Consider the following 24,490-nt stretch of genomic DNA (forward strand, 5'->3'; position numbering starts at 1 on the left):
GAACCCCCCGGTTCCCTTCCTGCCCCTAGCATCCCTGACGCCGCAAATCATGGATAGGTTTTCGGTCATGCCGGAATCAACGGATCTGCCCGCCCTGGAGCGCACCCGCCTCGCCCACCTAGTCGCCCGCCGCACCCCAGAAGCCGCCGCCCGCTGGTCGACGGCGCGGTCGCCGTGTTGAGGTACCGGTCGGCGATCGAGATCGGCGTCGACGGGCGCGAACCGGGGCCGCTCAGCGCCTGGCACCTCGACTGTTACCGCCGTACCGAGGCCGGCTGGCAGGTGCAGTGGTCGCAGGCCACGGAGATCCGGTGACGTACGGGCGGCCTGCCTGTACGTCACCGGATCGCTACTCTGTGAATCCGCCCGTGTGAGTCAGCCGGCGACCTCCGCCTGGCTCCGCTCGACGCAGAACTCGTTGCCCTCGGGGTCCTTCATCGTCACCCAACCGCGCCCGTCCGGACGCCGGTGGTCCTCGTGGATCGTCCCGCCGAGCCCCGAGATCCGCTCGACCTCCGCGTCCCGTGTCCGCTCGGTCGGGCCCCAGTCGAGGTGCACGCGGTTCTTGACGCTCTTACCTTCCGGTACGGCGATGAACAGCAGCCCGGGTACCGGATCCGGCGCCACCACCAGCACCTCGTCGTCGCCCGGCTCGTCGCCGTCCCCGAGCGGCCAGCCGGTCACGGTACTCCAGAACTGGGCCAGCTCGTAGGGGTTCGCCGCATCAATCGTGATGTGTCGCAATTTCATGCGCAGACCTTAACCACTTGGCCGTCCACCGGGTCTCGCGGACTGTCGGCGGCCGGGTCTACTGTGCGAAGCATGGCGCCGGACCAGAAGGCCCGGCCAGTTTGGGGGAAGGACGATCCGATGGCATCCCGGCTCAATCCGTACATCCAGTTCCAGAACGAAGCGCGTGCCGCCATGGAGTTCTACCAGGGAGTCTTCGGCGGCGACGTGTCGTCGAACACCTTCAAAGAGTTCGGCGCCTCGCACGGCCCGGACGACGAGGACCTGCTGATGCACAGCCAGCTCGAGACGCCGAGCGGGTTCACGCTGATGGCGGCCGACACCCCGCAGGGCATGTCGTACAACCCGGGGGAGAACATCGCGATCAGCCTCAGCGGTGACGGCGAAGAGCTGCGCGGCTACTACACGAAGCTGTCCGACGGCGGCAAGGTGACGGTGCCGCTGGAGAAGCAGATGTGGGGCGACGAGTTCGGCATGGTCACCGACAAGTTCGGGATCAACTGGATGGTCAACATCGCGGGCTGACGACGTACCTTCCCGGGGGATTCGGTGTCCCCGGGAAGGTCTTCGCGGCAGGCTTGACCGGCACGGCTAGTTTTCGACGAAGGCTGCCATCAGGCCGGGCTCGTAGGAGCCGCCCAGCTGGTTGAGCGTGACCGCCATCCGGTTGGTCGCGTTGATCATCGCGATCAGCGTGACCAGTGCGATCAGCTCGTCCTCGGTGTAGTACTTCGCGGCGCGCGCCCACGTCTCGTCGGACACACCCTCGGACGCGTCGGCCAGACGGGTCGCCTCGTCGGTGAGCGCCAGCGCGGCCTGCTCCTCCTCGGTGAAGACCGTGGAGTGCCGCCAGCCCGCGACCAGGTTCAGCCGGGTGGCGGTCTCGCCCGCTGCGGCCGCCTCCTTCGTGTGCAGGTCGATACAGTGGCCGCATCCGTTGATCTGGCTCGCCCGCAGCATCACCAGGTTCTGCGTCGGGTGCGGGAGGGCGGTCTGCTGGATCAGCGCGTGTACGGCGTACAACCGCTTGGCCAGCTTGGCGCCGAACGCGTTCTGCATCAGGTCGATCCGGGTTTCCATCGTCGTCGTCCTCACTGGTGGGATCTACTGGACGAACACGAGATGCCGCGCGGCCGGCGCGTGTGACGTGACGTGCGCCATACGGACCGGGATGTCACAGAGCTGGGGCGGCCGGCATCTGATGGGTGACGCCTGCGGACGAGGGAGCTGTTCCATGACCGGTACCGACCGAGCCACCGAGGCTTTCGTTGCCCATCGCAACCTCCTGTTCACGGTCGCGTACGAGCTGCTCGGCTCGGCCGCGGACGCCGAGGACGTACTGCAGGAGACCTGGCTGCGCTGGGTCGGCGTCGACCTCGACACCGTGCTGGACCATCGCGCGTACCTGGTCCGGATCGCCAGCCGGCAGGCGCTCCAGCGCCTCCGCACCCTCGGCCGCCGGAAGGAGTCGTACGTCGGACCGTGGCTGCCCGAACCGCTGCTCACCGCCCCGGACGTCGCCGACGACGTCGAACTCGCCGACAGCGTCTCGATGGCGATGCTGCTCGTCCTGGAAACCCTGAAACCCACCGAGCGCGCCGTCTTCGTCCTCCGCGAGGTCTTCGGCCTCGAGTACGACGAGATCGCTCAAGCCGTCGACAAGAAGCCCGACGCCGTCCGCCAGATCGCCCACCGCGCCCGCTCCCACGTAGCCGCCCGCCGCCCGCGCGGCCGGGTCTCCGCCGACGAGACCCGCCACGCCTTGGAAGCCTTCCAGCGAGCCGTCAACACCGGCGACATCCAATGCCTCGTCGACATCCTCGCTCCCGACGTGGTCTTCCTCGGCGACGGCGGCGGCGTCGTCCAGGCCCTCCCACGCCCGGTGGTAGGCGCCGAAAAGGTCGCCCGCCTGCTGGCCCTGGCCGTCGACAACCTCACCGAGGCCTCCTTCGAAGTCACCCAGATCAACGGCCGGCCGGCCCTCCTCCTCCGCTTCACCGATGAGGTCGACACCGTCACCGTCCTCCACGTCGAAAACGGCAAAATCACCGGCCTGTACGCCGTCCGCAACCCCGCCAAGCTCTCCCACCTGACCAAAGAAAACCTCCTGACCCGCTGATCGTCAGGAGGTGATGGTCAGCTCGAGTGGGGTCGACAGGTAGAAGCCGCTGACCGTCTGCAGGGTGATCACGAGCGCCCATGTGCCGGGCGGGACGGCGTACCCGAGGTCGGGTACCAGTGAGGCTGTGCCGATGAGGGCGGGTACGGGACGGCTGTGCCCGGGGTCGATCGGGAACTCTATTCGCGGCGCGTTGTGCGGGCCGACGTAGAGGCCGACGACGGCGCCGGAGCTGTCGGTCACCGTGGAGTGCAGATCGCCCGCGGTGATGAGGACCTGTTGGTGTGCGGCGTGGTTCGTCACGAGGACGTCTTGCTTGGAGTGATGGCCGGAGCGGATCGTCAACGGGGCAAGGAGGTCGGCGGTGAGCTCGCCGCGGTCGGCGGGTTCACCGTGTAGTTGGCGGGCGAGCTCGTCCACGAACAGTTGCCTGCCCGGGAAGGTCAGAGCGCCGACCTGCAGCTCGACGAGGTCGCCGTACTTCGCGTGAAGCTCCCCCGCAATGCCGGTCGCCCAGGCAGCGAGCTGAATCCGGAACCGCCGCTCGTGCCTACGCTCGGTGGAGGGGCTTGGCCACACGACAAGTGGCCGCGGCGACTCCTCGCGATACCGCAGCAGATCTTCCCGCAAACTCTCCCAACCGACCATCGCCGCTCCAGTGGCTCAGAACCGAACAAACCACCTGACTCGCTGACGGTCAACGGTTGATGATGCTGGGATGCCTGAACGACATTCGCGTGCTGTGCCCGGTGGACGGGCGTTCTATCTGACTGAGCGGCTTTGGGAGTTGTCGGCGGAGCTTGCCGCGGAGGCTGTGGCAATCGAGAGTATTCGGGAGTTTGATGAGGACTGCTGGTTCGGTGGGCGGGCGGTGACCTGCCGGATGGTGGCTCGGCATGCTGAGCGGATTCAGAAGGCGGATCTGCGGTATCCGGTGATTCTTTCGGCGGACGGGCGGCTGATGGATGGTGGGCATCGGATTGCGAAGGCGTGGCTGAGCGGCGGGACGACCGTCGATGCAGTTCGCTTCGTCGTGGACCCCGAACCGGACTACATCCGGTGGGACCCGACCGACTGACTCCTACTTCACCAGGTGGGCGGATTCGGGGACGGGGGTCAGGGGGGTGCCATTGGTGAGGTAGTGGGTGAGGTTTTCGACGACCAGGTTGGCCATGGCGGTGCGGGTGGGTTGGGTGGCGGAGCCCACGTGGGGGAGGAGGACCGCGTTGGGGAGGGTGAGGAGGTCGGGGTGGACCTTGGGCTCGTGTTCGAAGACGTCCAGGCCGGCGGCTTGGATGGTGTTGGTGCGGAGGGCGTCGACCAAGGCCTGCTCGTCGACGACGGTGCCGCGGGCTACGTTGATGAGGATGCCGTCGGGGCCCAGCGCCTTGAGGACCTCGGCGTCGACGAGGTGGCGCGTGGTCGGGCCGCCGGGGATGACGACCATCAGCGTGTCGATGTCGGCGGCCATCTCGACCAGGGACGGGTAGTACCGGTAGTCGACCGGCTTCGGGCTGCGGTTGTGGTAGGCGACCGAGACGCCGAACGGCTGGACGCGGTCGGCGATCGCCTGGCCGATGCGGCCGAGGCCGAGGATGCCCATCCGGCGGCCGTGCATGGTTGCGCGGGTCAACGGGTACGGCGTACCGTCCGCCCACTCGCCGTCGCGCAGGTACCGCTCGGCCTGGCCTAGCTCGCGGACAGTCATCAGCAGCAGGCCCAGCGCGGTGTCGGCGACCTCGTCGTCCAGGACACCGGGGGTGTTCGTGACGATGACGCCACGCTCGGCGGCGGCCACCGCGTCGATGCGGTCGTACCCGACGCCGAAACTGGCGACCAGCCGTACGGCGGGGAGCCGGTCGAGCCACGGGCCGTCGATCCTCGTACCGCCGGTGGCGACGGCAACGATCTCGTCCCGGCGGGCCGCGAGCACCGCGTCCGGATCGGTCTCCTGCCAGAGCCTGATCAGCTCGCAGTGACCGTCCAACCCGGCGGCGACAGCTTCGTTCATCGGTCCTGGCATCAGCACGACTGGAAGTCCCATGCGTTCATCCTCGACGACGAGCACGGCCCGCACCAGGAACCCGACCGGCACTTCTCAGGAACTGGACCGGAACCGAAGTTCACCCCCGCTTTCCCGCCCAGACCTGTTGCGGCGGCGGACGGAACGACGACGATCAGGAGAGGAGGCCATCATGATCATCGACTGCGCTTACTACCGGGACGGACGCCGCCAGCACGTCGAGGCGATGTCGGTCGCCGACGCCGCCGCGAGCTGCCGGGCCGGCGGGTTCGTCTGGCTGGGCATGTTCGAACCCACCCCCGAGGAACTCGCCGACGTCAGAACGAACTTCGGCCTGCACGAGCTGGCCGTCGAGGACGCACAGACGTTCCACCTCCGCCCCAAGGTCGAGCCGTACGAGGGCGACATCCGGCTGGTCATCCTGCGCACCGCCCGGTACGACGACACCCGCGAGGAGGTCGACTTCGGCGAGGTCAGCGTGTTCGTCGGGCCGTCGTTCGTGATCACCGTCCGGCAGGGCGTGGCGAGCGACCTGCACGGCGCCCGGATCCGCCTCGAGCAGCGCCCCGAACTCCTCGAGTGCGGCACCAGCTCCGTCCTCTGGGCGATCCTCGACCAGGTCGTCGACGGGTACGGCCCGGTGGTCGCTGAGCTGGAGCGCGACATCGAGGAGGTCGAACGGACCGTGTTCGCCGGTTCGGTCGCGCCGACGGAGCGGATCTACTTCCTGCGCCGCGAGGTGACCGACTTCTACCGCGCGGTCCACCCGCTGCTCGCCGTACTCGCGACCCTCGAACGCGACGCTCGCGACACCGCGCTGCTGCCGTACTTCCGCGACGTCCGCGACCACCTGGTGCTGGTGAACGAGGAGGTCGCCGCGCAACGAGACCTGCTCGCCACGGTGCTGGAGGCGAACATGGCGGTGATCGGGGTCGAGCAGACCAAGGTCAGCGTCCGGCAGAACGCCACGATCGAGCAGCTCACGATCCTCGCCACGGTGTTCCTGCCGCTGACCTTCGTGACCGGGTTCTTCGGCCAGAACTTCGCCTGGATGGTCAACCGGATCGGGGCGGAGTGGGACTTCTTCGTGCTGGGCATCGGCGGTCTCCTCGTACCGTGCATCGCCCTGCTGATCTGGTTCCGCCGCCAACGCGCAGCCAGAGACGCGACCTGAGCCGCACGTCAGCCGGCTCGAACATCGGCCCGGCCGATAGGTACAGTCCCGTAACGTGACGTCGCGGTTGATCGTGCTTCGGGGCAACTCGGGCTCCGGCAAGAGCTCTGTCGTGGAAGCGATCCGCGAGCGGTACGGACACGGCATCGCCTACATCGAGCAGGACTACGTACGCCGGACCGTCTTCCAGGAGCTGGCCGAGCCGGACGGTGCCAACATCGAGCTGATCGGGCAGATGGCGAGCTATGCACTCGCCCGGGGCTTCCATGCAGTCGTAGAAGGCATCCTGCCGACCGTCCGGTACGGCGGGATGCTCGCGCGGCTGCATCGTGACCACGGCGGGCACTTCTACTACCTGGACATCCCGTTCGAGGAGACCGTGCGGCGGCACGCGACTCGCGACAAGGCGAGCGCGTTCGCGGCCGACGACATGGCCGACTGGTACCGCCCGAAGGATCTGCTGGACGAGCCGCGCGAGACGGTCATCGACGAGACCAGCTCGCTCGACGCGACCGTCCAGCAGATCCTGAACGAGACCGGACTATGCGGTCCAGCCGCCCAGTTGCAGGTCGGCGACGACGACGGGCTGACCGGTCGCGAGTGACTGGTTCGCGGCGATGCCGACCGCGACCGCCCGGACGCCGTCGTGGACGTCGGCCGCCCGTCCCAGCGGATCGTTGCCCGCGCCAACGAACAGGTCGTCGTACAGCAGCTTGTCGCCGCCGCCGTGGCCGCCCTCGCCGCGTGGGATCTCGACCTCGACCGCGGTCGCCCAGTGCTTCTGCAGGACGAGCCGCTCACCGTTGCTGCGGACGTCGCCCGCGATCACCCGGTCCGACGGGTAGCTCGGGTCGATCTGGTCGTCGACGACCGCGGCCCGCTCGACCACCTCGAGCTCGGCGCGGCCGAGCGTCCCGTTGACCGAAACGCGGTACCCCTCCCACGGCGAGTGCGCGTTCAGCGAGTAGCTCAGCCGGGCACCGTTCGCGTACTCGGCGATCACCGACATGTTGTCCTCGATCGTGATGCCCGGCGCGAACACGTCCTGGTCGCGCAGGTACCCGTCGTACTTCTCGGCCTCGTAGTACAGCTGGCGGTTCGTGTCGTCGGTGCGCAGGTCGAGCAGCCACGGGTCGTTGGCCGAACCATCGATCGTGCCGCGGGCCGGCCGCTCACCGAGACCGCGGGCGGCGGCGTTGCCGGAGCCGTAGAACGCCAGGCCGCCGGAGGCGAACACGCGCGTCGGCTGTGAGGCGATCCACCAGTTCACCAGGTCGAAGTGGTGTGACGCCTTGTGGATCAGCAGACCGCCGGAGTTCTTCTTCTCGCGGTGCCAGCGGCGGAAGTAGTCCGCGCCGTGCCGGGTGTCCAGCACCCACTGGAACTCGATGCTGGTGACCTGCCCGATCTCGCCGTCCCGGATCACCTGTCGGAGCGCGCTGTTCCGCGGCGAGTAGCGGTAGTTGAACGTGACGACCACGGACTTGCCGGACTCGTTCATGGCGTCGACGATCTGCCGGGTGCCGTCGGCGTCGATGGTCAGCGGCTTCTCGACGATCACGTCCGCGCCGGCGCGCAGCAGCCGCGACACCACGGCGGCGTGCGTGTAGTCGGGGCTGGTCACCACGACGCGGTCGACGGACTGCTCCTTGACCATCCGCTCCAGGTCGTCGGCGCCGTACTGCGGGAGGTCCGGGCCGCCCAGCTCGGTCAGCTTGGTCTGGTGGAACGCGAGCCGGCCCGGGTTCGGGTCGAGCAGGGCGACGAGCTCGGCCTCCTCGGGGTGCTCCTGGAGGATGGCGCGGATGTACGACTGCGCTCGCGAACCGGTTCCGGCGACTGCGTAGCGTCTGGGCACGGCGGGCTCCTTCTACTCGTGTAGATCGACAACGCTAGCAACCGCTTTCCGGCCCGGTCAACCGTCGTACCATCACTGCATGCCGAAGGAACCGGTCACCCGGAACGACGTCGCGGAGTACGCCGGCGTGAGTACCGCCGTGGTCAGCTACGTCGTGAACGAAGGCCCGCGGAAGGTCGCGCCGGAGACCCGGGACCGGGTGCTGGAGGCGATCCGCGCGCTCGGCTACCGGCCGAACGCCACCGCCCGGGCGCTCCGGATGGGAACCACGCGGACGTTCGGACTGATTACGCCGGACGGCGGCAACCCGCTGTTCGCGGAGCTCGCGAAGGCGATCGACCGGGAGGCGGCCGCCCGCGGGTACGTCGTCCTGCAGACCAGCGCCGACGGCGACCCGGAGACCGAGAACGCGAAGATCGCCGAGCTGCTCGCCCGGCAGGTCAGCGGCCTGGTTCTGGTGGCACCGACCGACGACCCGAACCTGCGGGACGTCGACGTACCGGTGATCGCGATCAACCGCCGGCTGCCGACCGTCAGCTCGGTGCGGCCGGCGTACCGCGAGGGCGCCCGGCTCGGCGTCGAGCACCTGATCTCGCACGGCCACCGGCGGATCGGCCTGGTGATCGGTGGCGCCGGGCATCCCGAGCGCGAGCTCGGCTGGCGCGACGCGCTGGCGGCCGCGGCGCTGCCGGAGGGACCGGTCGCCCGCGCCACGTTCTCCCGTGAGGGCGGGTACCGGGCCGGCCAGACCCTGCTCCACCACGAGCCGACCGCGATCTTCGCCAGCTCCGACCTGCAGGCGATCGGCGTCATGCGGGCCCTGCACGAGGCGGGCGTGGACGTCCCCGGAGACATCGCGGTCGTGGCCTTCGACGGTACGCCGGAAACGGAGTACACCTGGCCGCCGCTGACCGTCGTACGGCAGCCGGTCGAGAGCCTCGCCGAGGAGGCCGTCCGCCGGCTGATCGAAGGTGAGGACGCGGTCGAGGCCCTGACCGTCCCGACCGAGCTGATCCGCCGGAGGTCGTGCGGCTGCTAGGACGCACCTCCCGATCCCACGCCTACTGCGAGGTGCCCGCCGAGCACCTGCTCGCTACGGCGTGGGATCGGGAGGTACGTCCTAGAGCGTTCCGACGTCCTCGAAGATCAGGGCGGTGCGGGTCGCGAGGACCTCGGGGATCGCCTGGAGTTTCTCCAGGACCAGGCGCCGCAGGCCCTCGTTGTCGGCCGCGCGGACCAGCAGGATCGCGTCGAAGTCGCCGCCGACCAGCGCCATGTGCTTGATCTCCGGGATCGCCTGGAGCTGCTTGCGCAGCGACCGCCACGAGCTCTGCCGGAGACTCAGCGTGACGTACGCCGACGTACCCAGGCCGAGCCGGAGCGGGTCGACGGTGACGGTGAAACCGGTGATCACGCCGGTGTTCGTGAGCCGCTCGACGCGTGCGTACGCGTTCGCACGGGAGATGTGCACCGCGTCGGCCAGCGCCCGGATCGACAGCCGTCCGTCGCGGCCGAGCGCCTCGATGATCAGCCGATCGACCTCGTCGAGCGCCGGGGCGACGACAATCTGTCCAGGACCGGCCCGGTGGACGATCACCTCGTCAGACATTCTGAGCGTCCGATCTGCAGCTTGGAACCAAATGTCTCGCGATTCTCCCAGCTATAGATCCACTTGACCAGCAGGTACGACGATGTGGCTACCGTCCGTCTCCTGCGCTGGAGGGTCTCGTGAGCGAGCGAAGCGAGTTCACCATCAAACACAGTCCACATCGCGCCTCATCGGCGCCCGGAGCGAAGCGAGGACGTCGATGAGCTTCGTCTCGGAGCAGTTGCTCCCCTCCGCGGAACCCGTCTGTCTGATCGACCAGAACGGCGTACCGCACGAGAACCCGTCGTACGAGCTGCCCGCGAGGGACCGGCTCGTCGACGGCTACACACAGTTGATCAAGGCCCGCCGGTTCAACGACCAGGCGAGCGCACTGGTCCGCCAGGGACGGCTGGCGGTCTACCCGTCGTCGCACGGGCAGGAGGCGTGCCAGATCGCCGCAACGATGGTGCTCCGCGAGGGTGACTGGCTGTTCCCGACGTACCGCGACTCGGTCGCGATCATGAGCCGTGGCGTCGACCCGATCGAGACGCTGACGCTGCTCCGCGGCGACTGGCACTCGGGCTACGACCCGTACGAGCACAAGGTCGCGCCGCAGTCGACCCCGCTCGCCACCCAGCTCCCGCATGCGGTCGGGGTGGCGCACGCGGCCCGGCTGAAGGGCGAGGACACGGTCGTGATGGCGCTGGTCGGTGACGGCGGCACCAGCGAGGGCGACTTCCATGAGGCGCTCAACTTCGCGGCGGTGTTCCGGGCGCCGGTGGTGTTCTTCGTGCAGAACAACGAGTACGCGATCTCGGTCCCGCTGGCCAAGCAGACCGCGGCGCCGTCCCTTGCGCACAAGGGAATCGGGTACGGCATTCCGGGTGAACGGGCCGACGGCAACGATCTTGCCGGCCTGCTCGCGGTGCTCGGGCAGGCGGTGGACAAGGCCCGCGCGGGTGCTGGACCGCAGCTGATCGAGGCGCACACGTATCGGGTCCAGGCGCACACGAACGCCGACGACGCGACCCGGTACCGCGCGGACGCCGAGGTCGCGCCGTGGCTCGAACGCGATCCGATCGACCGGCTGACGACGTACCTCTCGCAGAACGGCGGTCTGGACGACGAGGTGCGGCAGCGTGCGGAGGAAAACGCTGTACGAATTTCCGCGCAGCTGCGGGACGGGCTGATGCCGGAGCCCGAGGTGGAGCCGGCCGAGCTGTTCGCCTATCTGTACGCCGAACAGACGCAGCAGCTGCGTGAGCAGGCCGCGTTCCTGCGCGACGAGCTGGCCCGAGAGGAGGCCTGACATGGCGCACACGAAGATCTCGATGGCGCAGGCGCTCAACCAGGCGCTCCGCGACGCGATGACCGCCGACGAGACCGTGGTGATGTTCGGCGAGGACGTGGGCGCGCTCGGCGGCGTGTTCCGGATCACCGACGGGCTGACCGCTGAGTTCGGCGAACAGCGCTGTTTCGACACGCCGCTGGCCGAGGCCGGCATCGTCGGGATGGCGGTCGGGATGGCGATGAACGGGATGCGCCCGGTGGTCGAGATGCAGTTCGACGCGTTCGGGTACCCGGCGTTCGAGCAGGTCGTCTCGCATGTCGCGAAGATGCGCAACCGGACCCGCGGGAAGGTCACGCTACCGATGGTGATCCGGATCCCGTACGGCGGCGGGATCGGCGGCGTCGAGCACCACAGCGACTCGTCGGAGAGCTACTTCGCGCACACTCCGGGGCTCACCGTGGTGACGCCGGCGACGGTGGCGGACGCGTACGGGTTGTTGCGTAAGGCAATCGAATTTCCGGATCCGGTCGTGTTCATGGAGCCGAAGAAGCTCTACTGGGCGAAGGAAGAGGTCGATCTCGGCGAGTCGCAGCCGGCGATCGGTCGGGCCGTCGTACGGCGGGAGGGCGCGGACGCGACGCTGATCGCGTACGGTCCCGCGGTGCCGGTCGCGCTGGAGGCGGCCGAAGCCGCGGCGGCCGAGGGGCGGCAGCTGACCGTGGTCGACCTGCGGTCGATCGTGCCGTTCGACGACGAGACGGTGTGTGCGGCGGTCCGGCGTACCGGGCGGGCTGTGGTCGTCGCGGAGGCGAGCGGGTTCGCGAGTGTGTCGTCGGAGATCGTCGCCCGCGTCACCGAGAAGTGCTTCCACTCGCTGGCGGCGCCGGTGCGGCGGGTGACCGCGTTCGACATTCCGTTCCCGCCGCCGAAGCTGGAGAAGTACCAGCTGCCGAGCGTGGACCGGATCCTTGACGCGGTCGACGATCTGCAGTGGGAGGACTCGTGAGCGAGCGTAGCGAGCGCATCATCAAGCACAGCAACACGTTTCTGCTCCCTGACCTCGGTGAAGGGCTGACCGAGGCGGAGATCGTGCGGTGGTTGGTGAAGGTCGGCGATGTGGTTGCGGTCGACACTCCGATCGCGGAGGTCGAGACGGCCAAGTCGATCGTCGAGCTGCCGTCGCCTTATGCGGGGGTGATCGAGGAGCTTCATGGTGAGCCCGGTACCACGGTGCCGGTCGGGAGTCCGTTGCTCACGGTTGCGGATCCTGCGGGGGCGGCGTACCGCGCAGAGGAGCGCGCGGGGTCGGGGAACGTGCTGGTCGGCTACGGGACGGTGGAGTCGACCGGGTCGGGGCGGCGGCGGAAACCTCGAGTTTCCGGGGTTTCCGGCGTTTCGGAAAACGTTTCGGTGGCACGGGTGCCGTTGGTGATCTCGCCGCTGGTACGGCGGCTGGCGCGGGACGGTGGGGTGGATCTCCACGAATTGACGGGGTCGGGCCCGGACGGGTTGATCGTGCGCCGGGACGTCGAGCACGCGATCGCGTTCCGCGCACAACCGGCCTCCGAGGTACGGCCGTCCGAGGTGCGGCCGTCCGCGATACAGCCATCCGCGGTGCCGGCGACCGCTGGTCAGCCGGCGGTCGCTGGGGTCGAGGCGCGGACCGGTCTACACGAGTTGCGGCGTACTCCGATGAGCGGGTTCCGTAAGGCGGTCGTCGCGACGCTGACTCGGAGTCGCGCGGAGATCCCCGAGGCGACGACCTGGGTCGACGTGGACGCGACCGCACTCGTGGAGCTCCGTGCGTCATTGCGGACGGCAACAGATCCGGGACCCGGTCTACTCGCGTTGATGGCCCGTTTCGTGGTCGCCGGGCTGCTCAAGTACCCGGAGCTCAACGGATACGTCGACACCGGGCGCGAGGAGCTCGTCCAGTACGACGGGGTGAACCTCGGGCTGGCGGCGCAGACCGGCCGCGGTCTCGTCGCACCGGCGATCGGGAACGCGCACACGTTGACGACCCGCGGTCTGGACGCGGAGATCCGCCGGCTGACCGCGTCCGCGCGGGACGGGCGGCTGACCCAGCAGGAGCTGACGTTCGGGACGTTCACGCTGAACAACTACGGCAGCTTCGGCGTGGACGGCAGTGCGGCGATCATCAACCACCCGCAGGTCGCGATCCTCGGCGTCGGCCGGATCATCGACCGGCCGTGGGTGGTCGACGGTGAGATCGCCGTCCGCAAGCTCACCCAGTTGTCGCTCGTGTTCGACCACCGCGTCTGCGACGGCGGCACCGCGGCTGCGTTTCTCCGGTTCGTGGCCGACGCGTTCGAGAACCCCGCGACCGCATTCGCGGACCTCTAAGAGAGCGGACCTCTAAGAGATCTGTCGCGGTCTGAGGCCGACAAGAATCACCCGGAGCCCGGAAGCGAAGCGTGCTTCCGGGCCGGCGGTGCTCTCGCGGTTCAAGTAGGCGGCGAGGTGCTGGGAGTCGACGCCCATCCGGCCCGCCGACTTCGACGCCCAGCGCGCCCCGCTCAGCCCGCTCCGCCGGACGACCGAGATCCACGCGGAGTCGGCCACCGCCGAGCCGATCAGGTAATGAATGACCGCGGACACTGCCGAGTCCAGATGCGTTCCCTTGAACCCGGCCGCGGCCAAGATGCCCTGCACCCGATCGGTCAACGCCTGATAGTTGGGCCCGAGCCCAGCATGCGTCGGCAGCAACTGCGCGGCCCATGGGTGCGCGCACAACGCCAGGTACGCCGCCATCAACACGTCCGTCACCTGCTCGCGCCAGTCGCCCTGCGCCTCGACCAACGCATCAGCCAGAACCGTGTCGACGACAAGCTCGAGCAGGTCGTCCTTGTTGGCGATCCGCCAGTACAGCGCGGAGGTCGCCGCGGTCCCCAGCTCAGCCGCCATCACCCGCATCGAGAACCTATCCAGCCCGTCCCGATCCAGTACCCGGATCGCGGTCGCGACGATGTCCTCTCGGCTCAGCCGGCTCCGCGTCGGCTCCGGCTCGTCCCGCAACCACACCGATCCGAGCGCCGTTCGTCGATCTGCCTCACGCACTGAAACAGTGTGTCACAACCGGGAACACCGTTTCACGACCAAAGTGGGCAGGCCGCGACCTCGGCACGACGACCTGCCCGCCGCACCGGCGAAGACTCGAACCATGACGATCAACCGCGCCCAGTCGCCCTAGGAGCAGCTGCAGCAACGGCAGGGGTGGTGACACCTGCCGTCGCGTCACCACACCGGCGCACGCTCAAGGCGTCGCGTACGACACCGGCGGCCCGACGGCAGCCGCCCGCGCTGACGGCACAGCCAGATGCGTGGCGAGATCCATGCCGTACGGCGTCGAACTGGGTCAGCATCAACGGCAGCGACGTACGCCGGCTGATCGACACCGCGACCGCGGCGCTCAGGGAAGGGCTGACCGTGTCGATCCGCCGCGGTCGTTCGCAGTACGTCCGTGACGAGCAGGAGCAGGCGGACCACCTGACCGACATGCTTGAGGTCTTCACGGAGCAGGGCTTCCTGGGCGCGTCCCCGTACACCTTCATCTCACCCGTCGCCCCACACCGTCCCCAACGACCGCCTCCATGACGGGGACATGGCCGCCTTCAGCCTCTGCAAGGTCCTCTGCTCCGAAGACCAGAACCCGTCATCCCCTACCACCTGGCTACCGAAGAAGTCCTTCCACGCCGTGGCAGGGTTCTACGGCTAGGGCCGGGACCTGGCTGGTGTGGCGGCGGTCCAGTAGGCCGGAGACGAGTGCGACGAGCAGTCCGGCGAAAGCGAGCGCGGCGCCTACCCAGTTGGGAGCGGTGTAGCCGAGGCCGCGCTCGATGGTCAGCCCACCGAGGTACGCGCCGACGGCGTTGCCCAGGTTGAACGCGGCGATGTTGGCCGCGGACGCCAGCGCCGGAGCCCCTGGGGCCTTGTCCATGACCCGCTTCTGCAACGGGGCGACCGTTGCGAACCCGGCTGCTCCGAAGAGCGCGATCGTGACGGCAGACGGGATCTTGGCGTGTGCGGTGAAGACGAACACGACCAGTACGGCGGCCAGCAGCGTCAGGATCAGGTACAGGCTCGGCATCAGCGACCGGTCTGCTGCCTTACCGCCCATCAGGTTGCCCACCACGAGCCCAACGCCGAACAGCACCAGCAGCCAGGTCACCGCGCCGGCAGAGAAGCCCGCGACCTCGGTCATCATCGGTGCGATGTAGGTGAACGACGCGAACACACCCGCGAAGCCCAGCGCGGTCATAGCGAGCGCCAGCCACACCTGCAGGCTCTTGAACACCGCCAGCTCGCTCTTCAGGCCAGGGCCTTCAGCGGAGCCCTGCCGCGGTACCAGGAACACAATGCCCAGTAGCCCGACCACACCGAGCGCAGTGACCGCCCAGAACGTCGACCGCCACCCGAACTGCTGCCCGAGCGCCGTCCCACCCGGTACTCCGAGCACGTTGGCGATCGTGAGCCCGGTGAACATCAGCGCAATCGCGCTCGCCTGCTTCGCCTTCGGTACCAGCGACGCGGCCACGACCGATCCGACACCGAAGAAGGCTCCGTGGGACAGCGCCGCGACGATCCGCCCGGTCATCAGCACGCCGTACGACGGGGCCACCGCGGAGAGCAGGTTGCCGGCGATGAAGACGCCCATCAGCGCGATCAGCACGGTCTTTCGGGAGACCTTGGAGCCGATCGCGGTGAGCAGCGGGGCGCCGACCACGACGCCCAGCGCGTAGCCGGAGATGAGCAGGCCGGCGGACGGGATGCTGACCCCGAAGTCGGTGGCGACCTCGGGGAGCAGCCCCATGATGACGAACTCGGTGGTGCCGATCCCGAACGCACCGATGGCGAGTGCGAGCAGAGCCGCTGGCATGACGCTCCTTCGAAGGTAAGCTGATGACTATTACCGGCGTGCGCGATAGTTGCACACGCGGGCTATTGCACAAGCGCTATGATTGCGCATGCAAGCGTGATGTTCAAGTGGAGGTGCCGTGGGACTACCGGATGACGCCGCGGAGGCGCGGGCGCAGGGGTGGCGAACCCTGGCGGCGCTGCACGCCCGGATCGAGGACGAGCTGGAGCGCGCGCTGCAGAAACAGCACGGGCTGTCGGTGAGCGAGTACAGCGTGCTGGACGTGCTGGCGCGGCAGGACGACTACCACCTGCGGATGAACCAGCTCTCCAACGCAGTGGTGCTCAGTCAGTCCGCTACTACCCGCCTGGTGAACCGCCTGGAGGACCGCAAACTGCTGGAGCGGTACCTGTGCCCGACTGACCGGCGCGGTATCTACACAGAGGTCACCGAGGCCGGCCGTGCCCTGCTCGAGCAGGCCCAGCCGACACATGACGCCGTACTGACGTCTGCACTGTCGAACGCGGCCGACCTACCTGAGCTGTCCCCGCTGGTGCGAGCGCTGGGGAAGCTCCCGCTAGCGGTGTGACATGGCCCGCAAGTACGACAACCGCAAGCTGTACATCCTGCTGATGGGCAGCTGCGCCACGTTGATCATCCTGGCCTGGTTCGTTGTCCGGCTGTTCTCGATCCCGGCAGCCGTCGCGATGAGCGCAGTCGCCGCGGTACTACCCCCGGCCGCCGCCATCGTCGCCAACTGGGGTCACGACAAGCGCTGACCCGACAGCACGTCGATGAAGGCTGCGGCCAGTGGGTCAGGGGTGCTGCGGGTGTACGCCGTGAGCGTGCGGCGCACGGGTGGTTCCGGGCGGAGGATGTGGCCCTCAAAGGCCGGCGGGAGGATGTTGTCGGGGACCAGCGCGGGGCCCAGGCCGGCTGTGGCGAGTGCTGGCGCTGCGGCTGTCTGCTCTGTGCGTACGGCGATGCGCGGTTCGAAACCGGCTTGTGCACAGGCGTTGTCGAGGACGTCCGCGAGTCCGTGGCCGGGCGCGTAGTGCACCCAGGAACGGTCCGCGAGGTCCTGAAGCTTGACGGTGGTCCCGGTCGCTGCCGGGTCGTCGGCGGCGACCACGACGACCAGCTCCTCGGTGCCGAGCACGTGCGTGACTCCGGTCCAGTTCGTGGGCTCGGGACCGACAGCGAGGTCGGCCTGACCGGCGTACATCGCGTCGACGAGCTCGTCGGTATGGCGGTGCTCGAAGAGGCGGATGCCGACGTTCGGACGGGTCTGGCGCCAGCGGCGGAGCGCCCCGGGGAGTACGCCGAGGGTGACCGAGTAGACCGTCGCGATCTGCAGCTCGCCGACTTCGAGGCCCGCCGCCTGGCGTGCGGCGCACCGGGCTCGCTCCGCGTCGGCCAGTGCGGCTCGGGCGTGCGGGAGCATCGCGCGTCCGGTCGGGGTGAGACGTACGGTACGCGGCAGCCGTTCGAGCAGCGGGCCGCCGGCGGAGCGTTCGAGCGCGCGGATCTGGTGGGAGAGCGCGGGCTGCGTCACGTGCAGGAGTTCGGCGGCCCTGGTGAACGAACCTTCGCCGATGACGGTGACGAAGTACTCGAGCTGCCGCAGCGTTGTCATGAACTGAGCTTATGGCTTCGGTGAAAACTATGCCTTGGTCTTATCCGTGCAGGTCAGCAAGGCTGTCGGGTATGGAGAACGTTGCGTTGGTGGTGGGAGCCCGCGGTGTGATCGGGACGAATCTGGTCGAGCATCTCGCGTCGCTGCCGGACTGGCGGGTGATCGGGCTGTCGCGGCGCGGCGGGACCGACGTACCCGGCCAGGTCCGGCACGTCGCGGTGGATCTGCTCGATCCGGACGACACCCGGGAGAAGCTGTCGGGGCTGACCGGCGTGACACACGTCTTCTACGTCGCCTACCAGGACCGGCCGACGTGGGCCGAGCTGGTTCCGCCGAACCTGGCGATGCTGGTCAACGTCGTGGACGCGATCGAGCCGGTCGCGCGCGAACTGCGGCACGTCGGCCTGATGCAGGGGTACAAGGTGTACGGCGCGCATCTCGGCCCGTTCAAGACACCGGCCCGGGAGGACGATCCGCCGCACCTGCCGCCCGAGTTCAACGTCGACCAGCAGCGGTTCCTGGAGGAGCGGCAGCGGGGGAAGGCGTGGACATGGTCGGCGTTGCGCCCTTCTGTGGTTGGCGGTTCGGCCCTCGGCAACCCGATGAACCTCGCGGTCGCGATCGCCGTCTACGCCTCGCTCTCGAAGGAACTCGGCGTACCGCTGCGGTTTCCGGGCAAGCCCGGCGCGTATCACTCGCTGCTGGAGCTGACCGACGCCGGATTGTTGGCCAAGGCAACGGTTTGGGCGGCGACCGCGCCGGCCGCGGCGAACCAGGCGTTCAACATCACGAACGGCGACCTGTTCCGGTGGAGCGAGCTGTGGCCGAAGCTCGGCGCGTGGTTCGGGCTGGAGGTCGCGCCGCCCTTGCCGATGTCGTTGCAGGACGTGATGGCCGGTAAGGAACCGGCGTGGAAGCAGCTGCAGGCGACGCACGGCCTGGCCGCGACGTCGTTCGCCGAGGTGTCGTCGTGGCCGTTCGCCGACTTCGTGTTCGGGTGGGACTACGACTTCTTCGCCGACGCCTCGAAGTCGCGCCGGGCCGGCTTCCACGAGTACGTCGACACCGAGCAGATGTTCTACGACATCTTCACCGACCTCCGTCGGCGGCGCGTCATTCCGTGATGTGGCATGGTTCGGCTGTGACTTCGATGGGTGCGGGAAAGCTGCTCGGGACGAACCTGCGGGCGCGGCGGGACGAGCAGGGCATCTCGCTGTCCGAGCTGGCCCGCCGGTCCGGGATCGCGAAGGGCACACTGTCCCAGCTGGAGTCCGGCGCGGGGAACCCGACGATCGAAACAGTGTTCAGTTTGTCGAACGCTCTCGGCGTCCCGGTGTCGGCGTTGCTGGCCGAGTCGCCGGCCTCCGGTGTGGTCCTGGTGCGGTCCGCGGACGTCGACGTACTGTCCGGTGACGCCATCGACCTGCGGATGCTCCGGCGGCTGGAGCACCCGGGCGGGCTGTTCGAGATCTACAACCAGGAGATCCGGCCGGACGCGATCCAGCACTCGGCCGGGCATCCGGGGACCGAGCACCACGTCGTACTGTCCGGGCGCCTGCGCATCAATACCCATGGGCAGAACGAGGAACTCGGTCCGGGGGACTACCTCGCGTTCCGGGCGGCGGGGGAGCATTCGTACGAGGCCGTGGCCGGTCCGGTGCGGTCGGTGCTGCTGCTCGAGTACCCGCCGGACGTGTACCCGACGGCGGCCGGCGGGCCGCATCTGCCGGGATAGTTCCGGAAAAGGTCCGGGAGAGGTCCGGTTGGGTGCATTGACCGGTCGTCGGAACCGCGCGTAATCTCGGTATCGTTCATTTTAGCGAACGTCCAGCCGAGGAGGCCGTCATGCACCGGTCCGCGACACCCGACGTGGTGGTGGTCGGCGCGGGCATGGTCGGGGCCGCGTGCGCGGAGGCGCTGTCGGCGGCCGGGGTGCGGGTGCTGGTGATCGACCGCGACGGGCCGGCCGCGGGGACGACGGCGGCGGGCGAGGGCAACGTGCTGGTCTCGGACAAGGAGCCGGGCCCGGAGCTCGAGCTGGCGGTCGCGTCGCGCGCGGAGTGGGACGTGGTGCGCGGCCGGCTGCCCGAGCGGGTGGCGGACGTGGAGTGGGAGGCGAAGGGCGGCGTCGTGGTGGCGACGGGCGACCCGGAGCCGCTGACCGTGTTCGCCGCGAAGCAGCGCGAGGCCGGCGTCGACGCGCGGGTGCTCAGACCCGCGGAGGTCTTCGAGCTCGAGCCGTTGCTCACCCCGCGGGTGACGATCGGAGTGCACTACCCGGACGACGCGCAGGTGCAGCCGGTGCTGGCGGCGACCGCGTTGCTCGCCGCTGTTCGCGAGCGCGGCGGCGAGGTGCGGTCGGGGATCACCGCGCTTGGGATCCGGCAGTCGCGCGGCCGGGTCGTCGGAGTGGACACGTCCGACGGCGACATCGCCTGCGGTGCGGTGCTGAATGCCTGCGGTCCCTGGTCGGGCGCGTTCAGCGTGGCGGCCGGCGCGCGGATCGAGGTGCTGCCGCGACGCGGGATGATCCTCGTGACCGCACCGCTGCCGGAGTGTGTGCGGCACAAGGTGTACGACGCGGATTACGTCGGCGCGGTCGGCAGCGGGGACGCAGAGCTGCAGACGTCGACGGTGGTGGAGTCGACCCGGGCCGGGACGGTGCTGATCGGTTCGAGCCGGGAGCGGATCGGGTTCGACGACACGATCCGGGTGCGGGTGTTGCGGGAGCTCGCCCGGAAGGCCATGGGGCTGTTCCCGTTCCTGGGCGAGGTTCCGGTGCTGCGCGCGTACGGCGGCTTCCGTCCGTATGCTCCGGATCATCTGCCGGTGATCGGCCAGGACCCGCGGGTGCACGGGCTCTGGCATGCGACCGGTCACGAAGGCGCGGGCATCGGGCTGGCGCCGTCGACCGGCCGGCTGATCACGGAGCTGTTCCTCGGGCTGGCCCCCCATCTCGACCCGGCGCCGTTCCGCGTCGACCGTCCGGCGGTGATCGCGGCATGACCGCCTATCAACGTCCGCGCGCAGGGGACCCAGCTGAGGTCGGTACGCCGTCCACGTTCGAGGTCAGCGTCGACGGCCATCCGGTCACGGCGCAGGCCGGTCAGACCGTCGCCGCCGTACTGCTGGCCAACGGCCACGACACCTGGCGGACGACGCGGATCCACAATCGGCCGCGCGGCGTCTTCTGCGGCATCGGCGCCTGCCAGGACTGCCTGGTCACCCTCAACACCCTTCCGCATGTCCGAGCCTGCCAGCGAACCATCACCCCCGGCGACACCATCACAACCGCCAACCGTCCACTCCTCCCCGGCCCCGAGCCCACCTCCACCTCCACGTCAGGGTCAGCGCCCGCCCCTGCGTCAGCGCTCACGTCCGTCTCCCCCGATGGGATGGCCGGCCAACAGGTCCCGCCTCCGTCGCGCGGCTCGGTGGGGAGTGCGCGGGTGGTGGAGGTTGTGGTGGTGGGCGGCGGTCCGGCGGGGGTTGCTGCGGCGCTAGGGGCTGCGGACGGTGGGGCGGAGGTGCTGGTTGTCGACAGCGGGCGGGCTGTTGGCGGGCAGTACAACCGACAGTTGCCGGAGGAGTTCGGTGCGCGCCGGCCGGATCGGTTGCAGCACGAGTGGAAGGCGTTCGCGGCGCAGCGGGATCGGCTGGTCGGCCATCCGCGGATCACCTACCTGCCGGAGACGTCGATCTGGGCCCTTGAGGGACTCCGGCTCTGGGCACAGACCGGCCCGGCGGATGCACCCGGGCGGCAGCCGTTCGCCATCGATGCGAAGGCTGTCGTGCTGGCGACCGGTGCCTACGATCGCGTGCTTCCGTTCCCTGGTTGGGATCTCGCCGGCGTCTACACTGCGGGAGCCGCGCAGGCCCTCGCGAAGGGGCAGCGCATCGCGATCGGTCATCGGGTGCTCGTCGCGGGCACCGGCCCGTTCCTGCTGCCGGTGGCCGAATCGCTGATCGGCGTCGGCGCGCAGGTCGTCGCACTCCTCGAAGCCAACACGCTGAAGACCGTCCGCAAGGGCTGGTCCACCGACGTACTAGTTGCCCCGAGCAAGTTTCGGGAGGTGGCCGGGTACGGCGCCTTGCTCGCCCGGCACCGGGTCCCGCTCCGGCACGGCTGGACAGTCCTCGCCGCCCACGGCTCCGCTCACGTCGAGGCCGCCACCATCGCCCGCCTGGACGAGAACTGGCGCCCGCTTCGTGGGACCGAACGCCGCGTGGCCGTCGACGCGATCTGCCTCGGGTTCGGCTTCACCGCCAACCTGGAGCTGGCCGTCTCCGCCCGCTGCACGGTCGGCACCGGCCCCGACGGCGGACCGGCCGTGTCCGTGGACGCCAACCAGCAGACAACCACCCCCGGGTACTTCGCCGCCGGCGAGCTCACCGGCATCGGCGGCGCCGCTCTCTCCGCCGCGGAAGGCGCCGTCGCCGGCGCCTCGGCCGCCCGCCACGCGCTGTCCGCAGCCCAGCCACCGGTGCGGACCACCGCGGATCCAGCCGTCGCGAAGGGCCGCCGGTTCGCGGCCGCGCTCGCCAAGGCTTATCCGGTCCGTGACGGCTGGAAGGCCTGGAGTACGGCGGAAACGCTCGTCTGCCGCTGTGAAGAGGTGACCCGCGGCGAGCTCGAGGCCGCCGCGGACGACCGCGGCCTGCAGGACGGCCGCGCCATGAAGCTGAGCAGTCGCGCAGGCCTCGGCATGTGCCAGGGACGGGTGTGCTCGCGCACCGTCGCTGCCCTGCTCGCCGGCCCGGGCGACGTACCGAATCCGAGCATGAAACGACCGATCGCCGTACCGGTGCGGCTGCGGGATCTGGCCGCCGCCGAGGTCGCGGAATCAGCAGAAACGATGGAGGAACAATGACCGAGAAGCTGGACGGCGTGATCGTCGCGACCGCCCTTCCGTACGCCGAGGACGCGTCGGCGCCGGCCGGACTGCGCCCGGACCTGGACAAGTACGCCGAACACTGCCGCTGGCTGGTGGACAACGGCTGCCGCGGCGTCGGGCCGAACGGGTCCCTCGGCGAGTACTCGTCGCTCACCGACGACGAGCGTCGCGCGGTCGCGAAGACCGCGATCGAGGCCGTCGGCGACGACGGCGTGGTGGTCGTCGGCGTGCACGGTGCCGGCTCGCACCAGGCCCGTGCCTGGGCGGAGAAGGCCGCCGAGGACGGTGCGCACGGCGTACTGTGCCTGCCGCCGACGATGTACCGGGCGAACCGCGGCGAGGTGATCGCGCACTTCACCGAGGTCGCGAAGGCCGGGCTGCCGGTGATGGTCTACAACAACCCGCTCGACACCAAGGTCGACCTGACGCCGGACCTGCTCGCCGAGATCGCGCAGATCGAGAACGTCGTCGCGGTGAAGGAGTTCTCCGGCGACGTCCGGCGGATCCTGGAGATCCGCGAGCTGGCACCGGACCTGGCCGTGATCGCGGGCGCCGACGACCTCACGCTCGAGGCGTTGCTGATGGGCGCGACCGGCTGGTTCGCCGGCTTCCCGAACGTGTTCCCGAAGGAATCGGTGCAGTTGTTCGGGCTCGCCACGCAGGGCAAGCTGGAGGAGGCCCGGGCACTGTACGAGCCGCTGGTCGCCGCGTTCCGGTGGGACTCGCGGACCGAGTTCGTGCAGGCGATCAAGTACGGCATGGACTACGTCGGACGGTTCGGCGGACCGTGCCGGCCGCCGCGCGGGCCGCTCGTCCCCGAGCACGTCGTGCAGTTGGAGCAGGACATGAAGAAGGCAGTGGAGTCGCTGAGATGAGGTCGGCATGAGGTCCGTTCGGACGATCAGCGCGATCGACTCGCACACCGAGGGCATGCCGACCCGGGTCGTCACCGGCGGGGTCGGCGTGGTCCCGGGTGCGACGATGGCGGAGCGCCGCGAGTACTTCGTGAAGCACCTGGACGACCTGAGGTTGTTCCTGGTGAACGAGCCCCGCGGGCATGCCGCGATGAGCGGCGCGATCCTGCAGCCGCCGACCCGGTCCGACGCGGACTGGGGCGTGCTGTACATCGAGGTCTCCGGCTGCCTGCCGATGTGCGGCCACGGGACGATCGGGGTCGCGACCGTCCTGGTCGAGTCCGGCATGGTCACGGTCACCGAGCCGGGAACACAGGTCCGGCTGGACACCCCGGCCGGGCTGGTCGTCGTTGACGTTGCCGTGAGCAACGGTCGCGCGGAGCACGTGACGCTGCGGAACGTCCCGTCGTACTCGCACGCCCTGGACGCGACTGTCGAGGTGCCTGGGCTGGGCAAGGTCACGTACGACATGGCGTACGGCGGGAACTACTACGCGATCCTGCCGCTGGAGCAGCTCGGGATCCCGTTCGACCGCGCCGAGAAGGACCGCATCCTGACGGCCGGCCTGGACATCATGGACGCGATCAACGCCACCGACCGCCCGGTGCATCCGCTGGACCCCGGGATCAACGGGTGCAAGCACGTCCAGTTCACCGCACCGGGCGAGGACGGCGCCGACTCGCGCAACGCGATGGCGATCCACCCCGGCTGGTTCGACCGCTCACCGTGCGGCACCGGTACCTCCGCCCGGATGGCCCAACTCCACGCCCGCGGCGAACTCGCCCTCGACACCGACTTCGTGAACGAGTCCTTCATCGGCACCCGCTTCACCGGCCGCCTGCTCGAGGAAACCACGGTCGGCCCCCACCCCGCCGTCGTCCCCACCGTCACCGGCCGGGCCTGGATCACCGGCACCGCCAACTACCTCCTGGACCCCGACGACCCCTTCCCCACCGGCTTCGTCCTGTAGCCGGGAGGCCGGTGGGGTCAGCGGTGGAGTTTGGATTGCCAGTCGGTGGGGACGTTGCCGCCGGGGACGGGCTGGGTTGCGGGGCGGGAGGCTGGTGGGGCGAGGTCGGGCCCGTCGTAGTACTGGGACTCGCCGTAGTGCCAGAACCAGTCTTCGCCTGGTTCGAAGCTGCGGACGATCTGGTGGCCGGAGTCGGCGGCGTGGGCGGAAGCGTGCTGGGCGGGGGACGAGTCGCAGCAGCCGATGTGACCGCACTGGGCGCAGCGCCGCAGGTGGAACCACCAGCCGCCGGCGTCCAGGCACTCGACACAGCCGGTGCCGCTCGGCGGGACGGTGCTGTCGATACCCGGCGTTCCAGAAGTCATAGGGCACATCCTGTCCCGTCCCCGCCGCCCG

At 69.3% G+C, this 24,490-nt stretch carries 29 protein-coding genes; 19 read left to right on the forward strand and 10 right to left on the reverse strand.

Annotated features, from left to right (window positions below; all coding sequences use genetic code 11):
* Window positions 1-174 precede the first annotated feature (174 nt).
* A complete protein-coding gene (locus JOF29_RS01295) occupies window positions 175-315 on the forward strand; it encodes a hypothetical protein (protein ID WP_209692395.1) in 141 nt (46 codons plus the stop codon).
* A gap of 60 nt (window positions 316-375) precedes the next feature.
* Here JOF29_RS01295 and JOF29_RS01300 read toward each other — a convergent pair whose 3' ends face one another.
* The gene (locus JOF29_RS01300; protein WP_209692396.1) at window positions 376-750 is read right to left on the reverse strand and encodes a VOC family protein; all 375 of its coding nucleotides are present in this window, start codon (window positions 748-750) and stop codon (window positions 376-378) included.
* A gap of 120 nt (window positions 751-870) precedes the next feature.
* Here JOF29_RS01300 and JOF29_RS01305 point away from each other — a divergent pair, with 120 nt between their 5' ends.
* Entirely contained in the window at window positions 871-1,275 is a 405-nt protein-coding gene (locus tag JOF29_RS01305; RefSeq protein WP_209692397.1) for a VOC family protein, read from the forward strand.
* Window positions 1,276-1,341: 66 nt separating this feature from the next.
* Here the strand turns inward: JOF29_RS01305 and JOF29_RS01310 are convergent, their stop codons facing one another.
* Window positions 1,342-1,830, reverse strand: a complete 489-nt coding sequence (locus JOF29_RS01310; RefSeq protein ID WP_209692398.1) for a carboxymuconolactone decarboxylase family protein — start codon at window positions 1,828-1,830, stop codon at window positions 1,342-1,344.
* 154 nt (window positions 1,831-1,984) lie between these two features.
* Between JOF29_RS01310 and JOF29_RS01315 the strand changes: the two genes are divergently transcribed.
* The gene (locus JOF29_RS01315) at window positions 1,985-2,869 is read left to right on the forward strand and encodes an RNA polymerase sigma-70 factor (RefSeq protein WP_209692399.1); all 885 of its coding nucleotides are present in this window, start codon (window positions 1,985-1,987) and stop codon (window positions 2,867-2,869) included.
* 3 nt (window positions 2,870-2,872) lie between these two features.
* On the opposite strand, the gene JOF29_RS01320 is transcribed toward JOF29_RS01315, so the two are convergent.
* Window positions 2,873-3,517 (reverse strand): hypothetical protein, encoded by a 645-nt coding sequence (locus JOF29_RS01320; protein WP_209692400.1) that lies wholly within the window; start codon window positions 3,515-3,517, stop codon window positions 2,873-2,875.
* A 70-nt stretch (window positions 3,518-3,587) separates the two neighbouring features.
* Here JOF29_RS01320 and JOF29_RS01325 point away from each other — a divergent pair, with 70 nt between their 5' ends.
* Window positions 3,588-3,947 (forward strand): hypothetical protein, encoded by a 360-nt coding sequence (locus JOF29_RS01325; RefSeq protein WP_209692401.1) that lies wholly within the window; start codon window positions 3,588-3,590, stop codon window positions 3,945-3,947.
* A 3-nt stretch (window positions 3,948-3,950) separates the two neighbouring features.
* Here JOF29_RS01325 and JOF29_RS01330 read toward each other — a convergent pair whose 3' ends face one another.
* Window positions 3,951-4,913 carry a 2-hydroxyacid dehydrogenase gene (locus JOF29_RS01330; protein WP_245357398.1) on the reverse strand — a complete coding sequence of 321 codons (963 nt, stop codon included), beginning with the start codon at window positions 4,911-4,913 and terminating at the stop codon, window positions 3,951-3,953.
* Window positions 4,914-5,064: 151 nt separating this feature from the next.
* Between JOF29_RS01330 and JOF29_RS01335 the strand changes: the two genes are divergently transcribed.
* Together JOF29_RS01335 and JOF29_RS01340 are read left to right on the forward strand one after the other, a co-directional pair.
* Entirely contained in the window at window positions 5,065-6,066 is a 1,002-nt protein-coding gene (locus JOF29_RS01335; protein ID WP_209692402.1) for a magnesium and cobalt transport protein CorA, read from the forward strand.
* Between the two features lie 55 nt (window positions 6,067-6,121).
* A complete protein-coding gene (locus JOF29_RS01340) occupies window positions 6,122-6,670 on the forward strand; it encodes an AAA family ATPase (RefSeq protein WP_209692403.1) in 549 nt (182 codons plus the stop codon).
* On the opposite strand, the gene JOF29_RS01345 is transcribed toward JOF29_RS01340, so the two are convergent.
* On the reverse strand, window positions 6,608-7,924 hold the full coding sequence (locus tag JOF29_RS01345) for a Gfo/Idh/MocA family protein (protein ID WP_209692404.1): 1,317 nt from the start codon (window positions 7,922-7,924) through the stop codon (window positions 6,608-6,610). The two genes, JOF29_RS01340 and JOF29_RS01345, sit on opposite strands and share 63 nt — an antisense overlap.
* A 79-nt stretch (window positions 7,925-8,003) precedes the next feature.
* On the opposite strand from JOF29_RS01345, the gene JOF29_RS01350 reads away from it, so the two are divergent.
* The gene (locus tag JOF29_RS01350) at window positions 8,004-8,963 is read left to right on the forward strand and encodes a LacI family DNA-binding transcriptional regulator (RefSeq protein ID WP_209692405.1); all 960 of its coding nucleotides are present in this window, start codon (window positions 8,004-8,006) and stop codon (window positions 8,961-8,963) included.
* Between the two features lie 81 nt (window positions 8,964-9,044).
* On the opposite strand, the gene JOF29_RS01355 is transcribed toward JOF29_RS01350, so the two are convergent.
* On the reverse strand, window positions 9,045-9,533 hold the full coding sequence (locus tag JOF29_RS01355; protein WP_209692406.1) for an Lrp/AsnC family transcriptional regulator: 489 nt from the start codon (window positions 9,531-9,533) through the stop codon (window positions 9,045-9,047).
* Window positions 9,534-9,732: 199 nt separating this feature from the next.
* Between JOF29_RS01355 and JOF29_RS01360 the strand changes: the two genes are divergently transcribed.
* Genes JOF29_RS01360 through JOF29_RS01370 form a run of 3 tightly spaced genes read left to right on the forward strand, consistent with a single transcriptional unit; the run spans window position 9,733 to window position 13,167 of the window.
* Window positions 9,733-10,821, forward strand: coding sequence for a thiamine pyrophosphate-dependent dehydrogenase E1 component subunit alpha (locus JOF29_RS01360; RefSeq protein ID WP_209692407.1), 1,089 nt, complete (start codon window positions 9,733-9,735; stop codon window positions 10,819-10,821).
* 1 nt (window position 10,822) lies between these two features.
* The gene (locus JOF29_RS01365) at window positions 10,823-11,809 is read left to right on the forward strand and encodes an alpha-ketoacid dehydrogenase subunit beta (protein ID WP_209692408.1); all 987 of its coding nucleotides are present in this window, start codon (window positions 10,823-10,825) and stop codon (window positions 11,807-11,809) included.
* Window positions 11,806-13,167, forward strand: coding sequence for a dihydrolipoamide acetyltransferase family protein (locus tag JOF29_RS01370; protein ID WP_307863094.1), 1,362 nt, complete (start codon window positions 11,806-11,808; stop codon window positions 13,165-13,167). The genes JOF29_RS01365 and JOF29_RS01370 overlap by 4 nt, the downstream gene beginning before the upstream one ends.
* A gap of 12 nt (window positions 13,168-13,179) precedes the next feature.
* On the opposite strand, the gene JOF29_RS01375 is transcribed toward JOF29_RS01370, so the two are convergent.
* The gene (locus tag JOF29_RS01375) at window positions 13,180-13,881 is read right to left on the reverse strand and encodes a TetR/AcrR family transcriptional regulator C-terminal domain-containing protein (RefSeq protein ID WP_209692409.1); all 702 of its coding nucleotides are present in this window, start codon (window positions 13,879-13,881) and stop codon (window positions 13,180-13,182) included.
* 159 nt (window positions 13,882-14,040) lie between these two features.
* On the opposite strand from JOF29_RS01375, the gene JOF29_RS01380 reads away from it, so the two are divergent.
* The gene (locus tag JOF29_RS01380; protein ID WP_209692410.1) at window positions 14,041-14,418 is read left to right on the forward strand and encodes a hypothetical protein; all 378 of its coding nucleotides are present in this window, start codon (window positions 14,041-14,043) and stop codon (window positions 14,416-14,418) included.
* A 76-nt stretch (window positions 14,419-14,494) separates the two neighbouring features.
* Here the strand turns inward: JOF29_RS01380 and JOF29_RS01385 are convergent, their stop codons facing one another.
* Window positions 14,495-15,700: an MFS transporter gene (locus tag JOF29_RS01385; RefSeq protein WP_209692411.1), complete on the reverse strand. Its 1,206-nt coding sequence runs from the start codon at window positions 15,698-15,700 to the stop codon at window positions 14,495-14,497.
* Window positions 15,701-15,818: 118 nt separating this feature from the next.
* Between JOF29_RS01385 and JOF29_RS01390 the strand changes: the two genes are divergently transcribed.
* Entirely contained in the window at window positions 15,819-16,268 is a 450-nt protein-coding gene (locus tag JOF29_RS01390) for a MarR family winged helix-turn-helix transcriptional regulator (protein ID WP_209692412.1), read from the forward strand.
* 1 nt (window position 16,269) lies between these two features.
* A complete protein-coding gene (locus JOF29_RS01395) occupies window positions 16,270-16,458 on the forward strand; it encodes a DUF3099 domain-containing protein (RefSeq protein ID WP_209692413.1) in 189 nt (62 codons plus the stop codon).
* Here JOF29_RS01395 and JOF29_RS01400 read toward each other — a convergent pair.
* Complete coding sequence (locus JOF29_RS01400; protein WP_209692414.1) at window positions 16,443-17,315, reverse strand: LysR family transcriptional regulator; 873 nt, start codon at window positions 17,313-17,315, stop codon at window positions 16,443-16,445. The genes JOF29_RS01395 and JOF29_RS01400 overlap by 16 nt on opposite strands.
* A 71-nt stretch (window positions 17,316-17,386) precedes the next feature.
* Between JOF29_RS01400 and JOF29_RS01405 the strand changes: the two genes are divergently transcribed.
* The 6 genes from JOF29_RS01405 (at window position 17,387) to JOF29_RS01430 (ending at window position 24,094) form a co-directional block, all read left to right on the forward strand.
* On the forward strand, window positions 17,387-18,439 hold the full coding sequence (locus JOF29_RS01405) for an SDR family oxidoreductase (RefSeq protein WP_209692415.1): 1,053 nt from the start codon (window positions 17,387-17,389) through the stop codon (window positions 18,437-18,439).
* A 26-nt stretch (window positions 18,440-18,465) separates the two neighbouring features.
* Window positions 18,466-19,050: a helix-turn-helix domain-containing protein gene (locus tag JOF29_RS01410; protein ID WP_209695913.1), complete on the forward strand. Its 585-nt coding sequence runs from the start codon at window positions 18,466-18,468 to the stop codon at window positions 19,048-19,050.
* Window positions 19,051-19,160: 110 nt separating this feature from the next.
* The gene (locus tag JOF29_RS01415; protein ID WP_209692416.1) at window positions 19,161-20,321 is read left to right on the forward strand and encodes an NAD(P)/FAD-dependent oxidoreductase; all 1,161 of its coding nucleotides are present in this window, start codon (window positions 19,161-19,163) and stop codon (window positions 20,319-20,321) included.
* A complete protein-coding gene (locus JOF29_RS01420) occupies window positions 20,318-22,186 on the forward strand; it encodes a 2Fe-2S iron-sulfur cluster-binding protein (RefSeq protein WP_209692417.1) in 1,869 nt (622 codons plus the stop codon). Before JOF29_RS01415 ends, JOF29_RS01420 begins: the two co-directional genes overlap by 4 nt.
* Entirely contained in the window at window positions 22,183-23,085 is a 903-nt protein-coding gene (locus JOF29_RS01425) for a dihydrodipicolinate synthase family protein (RefSeq protein WP_209692418.1), read from the forward strand. The genes JOF29_RS01420 and JOF29_RS01425 overlap by 4 nt, the downstream gene beginning before the upstream one ends.
* A 7-nt stretch (window positions 23,086-23,092) precedes the next feature.
* Window positions 23,093-24,094 (forward strand): proline racemase family protein, encoded by a 1,002-nt coding sequence (locus JOF29_RS01430; RefSeq protein ID WP_209692419.1) that lies wholly within the window; start codon window positions 23,093-23,095, stop codon window positions 24,092-24,094.
* A 17-nt stretch (window positions 24,095-24,111) separates the two neighbouring features.
* On the opposite strand, the gene JOF29_RS01435 is transcribed toward JOF29_RS01430, so the two are convergent.
* On the reverse strand, window positions 24,112-24,459 hold the full coding sequence (locus tag JOF29_RS01435; RefSeq protein WP_281067206.1) for a UBP-type zinc finger domain-containing protein: 348 nt from the start codon (window positions 24,457-24,459) through the stop codon (window positions 24,112-24,114).
* Window positions 24,460-24,490 lie beyond the last annotated feature (31 nt).

Source organism: Kribbella aluminosa (assembly GCF_017876295.1).
Classification (GTDB): domain Bacteria; phylum Actinomycetota; class Actinomycetes; order Propionibacteriales; family Kribbellaceae; genus Kribbella; species Kribbella aluminosa.